The 6,933-nt window shown below is 33.5% G+C and carries 6 protein-coding genes; 2 read left to right on the top strand and 4 right to left on the bottom strand.

What is annotated here, in order from left to right:
• Nucleotides 1-340: 340 nt before the first annotated feature.
• A complete protein-coding gene (locus tag CLCOS_RS15085; protein WP_063602189.1) occupies nt 341-529 on the top strand; it encodes a hypothetical protein in 189 nt (62 codons plus the stop codon).
• Between the two features lie 90 nt (nt 530-619).
• Here the strand turns inward: CLCOS_RS15085 and CLCOS_RS15090 are convergent, their stop codons facing one another.
• Entirely contained in the window at nt 620-1,174 is a 555-nt protein-coding gene (locus CLCOS_RS15090; protein WP_041705503.1) for a hypothetical protein, read from the bottom strand.
• Between the two features lie 495 nt (nt 1,175-1,669).
• Here CLCOS_RS15090 and CLCOS_RS15095 point away from each other — a divergent pair, with 495 nt between their 5' ends.
• Nucleotides 1,670-2,257, top strand: a complete 588-nt coding sequence (locus CLCOS_RS15095) for a hypothetical protein (RefSeq protein ID WP_063602190.1) — start codon at nt 1,670-1,672, stop codon at nt 2,255-2,257.
• Between the two features lie 142 nt (nt 2,258-2,399).
• On the opposite strand, the gene CLCOS_RS15100 is transcribed toward CLCOS_RS15095, so the two are convergent.
• The 3 genes from CLCOS_RS15100 to CLCOS_RS15110 are packed head-to-tail and all read right to left on the bottom strand — an operon-like array spanning nt 2,400 to nt 6,773.
• Nucleotides 2,400-3,569: an iron-containing alcohol dehydrogenase gene (locus tag CLCOS_RS15100; RefSeq protein ID WP_063602191.1), complete on the bottom strand. Its 1,170-nt coding sequence runs from the start codon at nt 3,567-3,569 to the stop codon at nt 2,400-2,402.
• A 32-nt stretch (nt 3,570-3,601) separates the two neighbouring features.
• Nucleotides 3,602-5,575: an FAD-dependent oxidoreductase gene (locus tag CLCOS_RS15105; RefSeq protein ID WP_063602192.1), complete on the bottom strand. Its 1,974-nt coding sequence runs from the start codon at nt 5,573-5,575 to the stop codon at nt 3,602-3,604.
• A gap of 28 nt (nt 5,576-5,603) precedes the next feature.
• Complete coding sequence (locus CLCOS_RS15110; protein ID WP_242867009.1) at nt 5,604-6,773, bottom strand: MFS transporter; 1,170 nt, start codon at nt 6,771-6,773, stop codon at nt 5,604-5,606.
• Between the last annotated feature and the right edge of the window lie 160 nt (nt 6,774-6,933).

Here is a 6,933-nt window from a genome sequence, read left to right on the forward strand (position 1 = left end):
TCCGATGACTACCTGCTCTAATACTCCCACTTATCCAAGTTGGAGTAAAGAGCAGGTACGTCCCTGGATAACGATTTCTAAGTTTCAGATGGAGAAAAAACTCCACCTGAAACCAAGAACTCTGTTTATATAATCTAAATTTGGCCAAATTAAATTTTATAAATAATTTAAATATTGTTCACAAATCGGAAACAATTGTATATAATATAAATAAGAAATATATTAAACTATTTCTTATTTAACTAAAATGTGGATATTCTGTAAACGTATACTTAGATAAGAATTAATGAGAAGGAAATTTTTGTTTAAGTATAAAATTGATATAAGGAGGTGTATATTGATGGCAAACTTAGGTTCTCTAGGACAAAAATCAATAGAAAAAGATCATACTGTACAGCCACCAACTGAAGAATTAAATAAACTTAATGATAAGCCTGTACAGGAAGATGACATACCACCTGCATTATTAGTTGTGTTTGCAGTTATTCCTATGGCTATATTGCTTATATTATTTACGTTTTTTAATTAGCATCCAATATTTACGATTTAAATATCTGCATTATAAATTTTTTATATAAAAATAAGCACTGGTTTCAGCCAGTGCTCACTTTTATATAATTTAAATTATCAATTCTTTAGCATATGGTAGAGTTTCAATCCATTTACAAAATTCTCGCCATTCTGGTAATCTATGATTCCTTCTCTGGCTATATACACCTTTTAAGCATCTATAATTAGTAGTTAGCCTTGCAGTAAGTTCAAATCCTGCAGGATTTGAGTATAAAAGCTTTAAGTAATCTTCTTTATCCTGAGTTTTATTATATGTATCCTTTAATTCTTCGATAATATCAATAATTCTTTTATCCACATATTCATTATACTGCTTGGATAAATCAAATTTAGATATTCTATGCATTGTACTTTGACTGCTTACGAAAGTGATAAATCTATATCTTTCTAATTCAACCCATGCCTTATTAGTAAATGTTAAATCAAAGGCAACACGTATTCCTGATAAAAATTGATCATGTGCTTCTCCTTTAGGTGATTTAGCCAAACTTTTAACTGTATTTGTAATATCAGAATTACATTTATCTGTATCTACTGCCATAGGATATTTACTTGCTTTTATGCTTTCTTCTAGATCATATACTTTTAAATTCTCTATTTTCATTATTTTACCTTTCATCCTTCCTTAGGCATTTTCAAAGAAATAACTAGTCAGTATGCTAGCCTATTTTTTATCATACTGCGTTGGTAGAACCCTTAGATAGGATTCACTATCTGCGGAACCTACCTCCTTGTCTGATAAACAAAGTTCTTAGCAACTGATGCTTAGAACTTGTTATCCAGGGACATAGCCGCTCTTTACTCACACTTGAAAAAGTGTGAGTATTAGAGCGGGTTAGTCATCGGATAAAAAATATCCGTCGCATTTTTGACTTGTTATTTTCTTTCAAATGTCTTAACTCATATATTCTATACTAAGTTTATCATCTTTTATTAGAACTAACCAGTAACTATATAAAAAAATGATAATTCTATACTCCATAGATTATACTTACTTACCAAAATATTAGCAAATGAAAAATATATTGTAAATTATATTATATTTTATAAAATTAATTCGATAATTTAATGAAATAATTTATAAAGGAGTGTACTATTTATGTCTAATACTATTAATTCTTTACTTTCTTACTTGAATAGTATAAATACAAGTAATCAAGTTTCACAAAATCCAATTTTAGATTCAGATAATTCTTCTGACAATTCAGATAATTTAATTTCTAACTTAAGTTCGGATTCAGTTAAACTTAGTCCTAAAGCATTAAGTGCTTTAAGCTCTTTACAAAATTCTAGCAACAATACATTTAGTTCTGCATTAGATGCCTTAGTATCAAACGGTACCATTACATCGGATCAGGAAAATTCTATTAAAAGTGCTTTTATATCAGCAAAAAATTCTTCTTTATCATACTCTGGTACTTCAAAAAATAATTCTCTATTTCCTTTAGATGCTTTAGTATCAAATGGCACTATCACTAAAGATCAAGAAAGTTCAATAAAAGAAGCCTTAATATCTGCAAAAAAATCTTCTTATATCAATAAGTTACAAAAGCAAGCCCAATCAATATTACAAAATCCTATACTAGCAAAAAATCCTGAATTACTTCTAAATTCAGATTTATATAAGAAAAATAACGATATTGATTATAGCTATATTCCCAATACTTCATATTTAAATAAATTATAATATAATAGCAATAATAGCAAATAGAGTGGATGCATATATCCACTCTATTTTTAGTGTTTTTCAATATAATATTACTTTTATCAATAGGCTTTAATATATATTTCTTTACTATATTTGTAAAACCTAAAGGAAGCAATGTTTTTTATTGGTAGCCGTCATATAAGGTTTCTAATGTTGTAACTACATCTTGTTCCGTAATTGTTCCTCCAAATGACATACATAGTGGTTCTTTATAAATCATTGGTTTTGCCGCTAATATTTGTTCCTTTGTAAATCCTTGCTCTCTAAAAGAAGGAATTTGTATTTCTTTGCACAACTTTCTAACTGCATTACCTACTGCTTTTCCAATTGCTTCTGGTTCTTCTGATGAAAAAGTAACTCCCATTATTTCTCCAATTTTTTTCATTTTCTCAGGATATGTTTTAGCAGCAAATTCTATAATAGCTGGAGTTACTAACGCACAGCATATACCATGAGAAATATGGTACATATGCCCTAATGCATGTGCTGTTGAATGTCCCATATGCACTCCTGACTCATTAAATGCAATACCTGCAAAATTACTTGCTAGGGCTAGATTTTCTCTTGCTTCTACATTGTTTATATCTTTTACTGCAATCGGCAGCCATTTTGTTATTAATCGAATAGCTTCATAAGCTAGCAAATCAGAATGTGGTGTATTTTTTCCTTCCGTTAATGCTTCGTTGGCATGTGAAAATGCGTCCATTCCTGTAAATGCTGTAATAAATGCCGGACATCCAACTGTAAGTTCTGGATCTACAATTGCATAATCAGGGGGACATGGCAGTCCAATTTTGCATTGCATTATTTCCGAAGAAATAACTGATACAAAAGTGCTCTCTGAACCTGTTCCTGATGTTGTAGGAATTAATAGCATTGTAACTGGTTTTACAGCATAATTCTTTTGACCAGTTAAATAAAGCACAATTTCCTGTAGTACCTCATCACCATTTGGAATTACTGCTGCAATGGCTTTTGCACTGTCAAGCGTGCTACCGCCTCCAAGTCCTACAATACCATCAACTGCTTTTTCTCTACCTATAGCTGCTGCCGCTGTTACTGTATAATCAGGGCAATCCGTTTCTACACCGTCCCATATAACAACTTGCACATCCTCCTCTCTTATAATATTAGCTACTTTTTCTGCATAACCAATTTCTGAAATTTTCTTATCTGTTACTAATAATACTTTGTTCATACCCAATTCTTTTGCTTTTTTACCTACTTGCTGTAAAGTTCCATTTCCAAAAAGTACTGGTGATAGTTGTGTGTAAACTCCTGATTTTAACATTTATCATTTCCCCCTTTTTTAACCTATTATTTTTATAATTCAAATGCTGCTTTATATCCGCTGCCAACAGCTGCCTCAATACGCCCTGCCTTTGCCGCATCACCAAGCAATACAACCTTGTCAAATGCTGTTTTTATTTCTTCTACCAATTCTTTATTAGATGCTGTTCCCAAAGAAACTACTACTGCATCAAAATCAAAATTTTTAGTTTCCTTAGTATTTGTCGTTTCCACTGTCACAGTAGTTCCATCAATTTTTACCAACTTATGCTTTGGATATAGTTTAATTTCATGTTCTGCTATTCTTCCCATAACATCAATCAGGTTTTGAAAAAATATTCCCGGCCCTATTTCATCTGCCATTTCAAATACTGTTACCTTATTGCCTTGTGATTCCAATAATTCTGCAGTCTCAATTCCTGTCATACCTGAACCAATAACACCAACCTTTTTACCATTAAGTGTTACTTTTCCACTCAAAATATCCACTGGTGTATAAACCTTTTCTCCATCAAGTCCTGGAATAGATTTTGGCATTATAGGATTAGATCCTTGTGCAACAAATACTGCATATGGATTTAATGCTTTTATTTCATCTATTGTTGGTGCATGATTTGTTTTTACCTCAACACCAAGTTCATCCAATTGCCCTTTTTGGTAATCAATTAACCATGCTGTTTTTTCCTTTTTAGGAGGCTTAGAAGCATATACAATTTGTCCACCAACCTTAGAATTCTTTTCAAAAACAATTGGTTTGAATTCACGTTTTGCTAGTATACGAGCTGCTTCCATTCCTGATGGTCCGGCACCAATAACTACAACTACACGTCCCTTACCATCTTTCTTTAATAAGTGGTCTCCATATTGATTTTCTCTTCCTCCCTGATAATTAATTGCACATGCCATAGGTGCTGGCCCCATATCTGCAGACATTAACGTTTCCATGCAATACAAGCAAGAGATACACTTTCTAATACTTTTTTCCTTTCCCTCTTGTGCTTTATTTCCCCATTCTGGATCAGCAAAGAATTGTCTGGCTGATCCTATAAAATCTACTTTTTCTTCTTCAAGAACCTTCTCTGCAAATTCTGGCTCACGAATGACAGATACACCAATTACCGGGATAGAAACTGACTCTTTAATCTTAGCTGGAATATTAATTTTCCATCCTTGATCAAAACCAACTGGTTCCCAAGATGTATTCATTGTTTCATAAATACCACAGCTTACATCAAGTGCATCAACTCCTTGTGCCTCTAGATGCTTTGCAATTTTTACTCCTTCATCTAAATGTATTCCTAATTCCGGATATCCCGCATAACTCATACATTCATCTGCAGAATATCTCACAATAATAGGATAATTTGATCCACATTCCTTACGAACCCCTGCAATAATCTCATCTAAAAATCTCATACGATTTTCAAAACTTCCACCATATTCGTCTGTTCTTTTATTCGTATACGGACTTAGAAATTGACCAATCATATAACCATGTGCTCCATGAAGTTCAACTGCGTCAATTCCAGCTTTCTGCAGCCTCTTAGCTCCCTGAATAAATCTGTCAATTGTATCTTTAACTTCTTCTTTTGTCATCTCATGAGTTGGTTGGTGAACCACCTGGCATTCTGTAGCACTAGGTGCCTGCATGCTTGTATTTCCATTGATTACTGCTATGCCCTGGCGACCTGGATGATAGATTTGAACAGCTATGACTGAGCCATATTTATGGATTTCATCTGCCATTCTTTTTAATCCCTCAATGTATTTATCATCATCTACTGCTATCTGATGGCAGTTTCCTTTTCCAATTTCTAAATTGATACAAGCACACTCTGTGATTACAAGACCTACTCCACCTTTTGCTCGTTCTCCATAAAATGCTATATCTGATTCTGAAACACTTCCATCTGCTTCTGCCAAATGGTTACCCATTGCAGTCATAACTATTCTATTTCGCACAGTCATTGATCCAATATTTTTTGACGAAAATAATTTTTGATACATATTTTTTCCCCCTCCAAGCTGTATATTTTTAAATTACTTGCCTATTTTTTTTAACTCCCCAAGCTAACATTAGTATAGTTAATGCAGCTGCCACAACTGCTCCTATGATGAAACACATAAAGTTTACACCGCGGCCACCGCTAATTGATGCGGCAATTGGATTAATAATATATGGGCAGCAAAATTGGCCAAAATTTTGTGCACAGGTTACAACAGAAATTGCCATACCTGCTGAAAATCCATCTACAGACATCCCTGTATTGATAAAGATACCAGGTAAAGCAGCAGAAACGGCCATACCAACAAGTATGCTGCCAATATGGCACACAATCATACTGTTAGCAAATGCTATGACTACATAAGCTACCACCAGCATCAAACAGCCAACTGCAATTGCACAGTTTTTAGTTCTCTTTGCCAGGCTGCCATATAACAAGCCCATAATAATACCGCCAATTGCAAAGAATGCTAATCCTAGTCCTGAATCTGCAGCAGTTCCAAGATTTTTTTCTGTTACAAGAAACGACAATGAAATGGAATATACTTGTACACTGATAAATAGGATAAACATGAATATAACCCATCCCCATGTAGCACTTGTAAGCTTTGTTTTTTGCGCATCACCTGTTGTTGTCATTTTTTCAGGTTTTGTATTTGGTACCATAGTTGCTACTAAAATTAGTGATATGATTGCAAGTAGATGAACGAAAAATACATAATTCCATCTCACTTCTGTGAGCCACCCACCTGCAAAAACCATAATAGCCGCTCCTGCCATTTGGCTTGCTTGTAATGTACCCTGCACTTTTTGTTGTTCAACTCCACTAAAATTATCAGCAACAATTGCAGTACTAACAACTTGACATATGCCTATACCAACACCAAGTATTCCTCTCATAACCAGAATAGTTGTAAAAGATGTCATAAATGCAGGTGCTGCTCCTCCTATAAGGAAAATTATAATTCCTGCCAATGCAATATTCTTTTTAGAAATCGTTTGCATAAGCTTGCCGACTACAATAGTTGTAGGTATAATTACAATACATGGTATTGAAATTAGATTCTGAATCATCGTTTGTGATGCTTCAGGAAATTTAGCTCCTATTGTCGATAAAGAACTAGAAATGCCGATAACACCCATCATTAATAATCCAATGCCGTAGATTCCTAACTTGATTTTACCTTTTGCATTTTCCATAAACATTTCTCTCCTTTCATATAGTAGGGTTATTAGGCGTTTGCGAAACGCTGTAACCCGCATAAATGCGGGATATTTTTTGTCGTAAAATAAAATAACTCCTCACTGATTTATGGTAAAATTGAATTGTAAAGAAACAAAATCACCATATACCTCAGAA

The sequence above is a fragment of the Clostridium coskatii genome, from assembly GCF_001675205.1.
GTDB classification, from domain to species: Bacteria; Bacillota; Clostridia; order Clostridiales; family Clostridiaceae; genus Clostridium_B; species Clostridium_B ljungdahlii.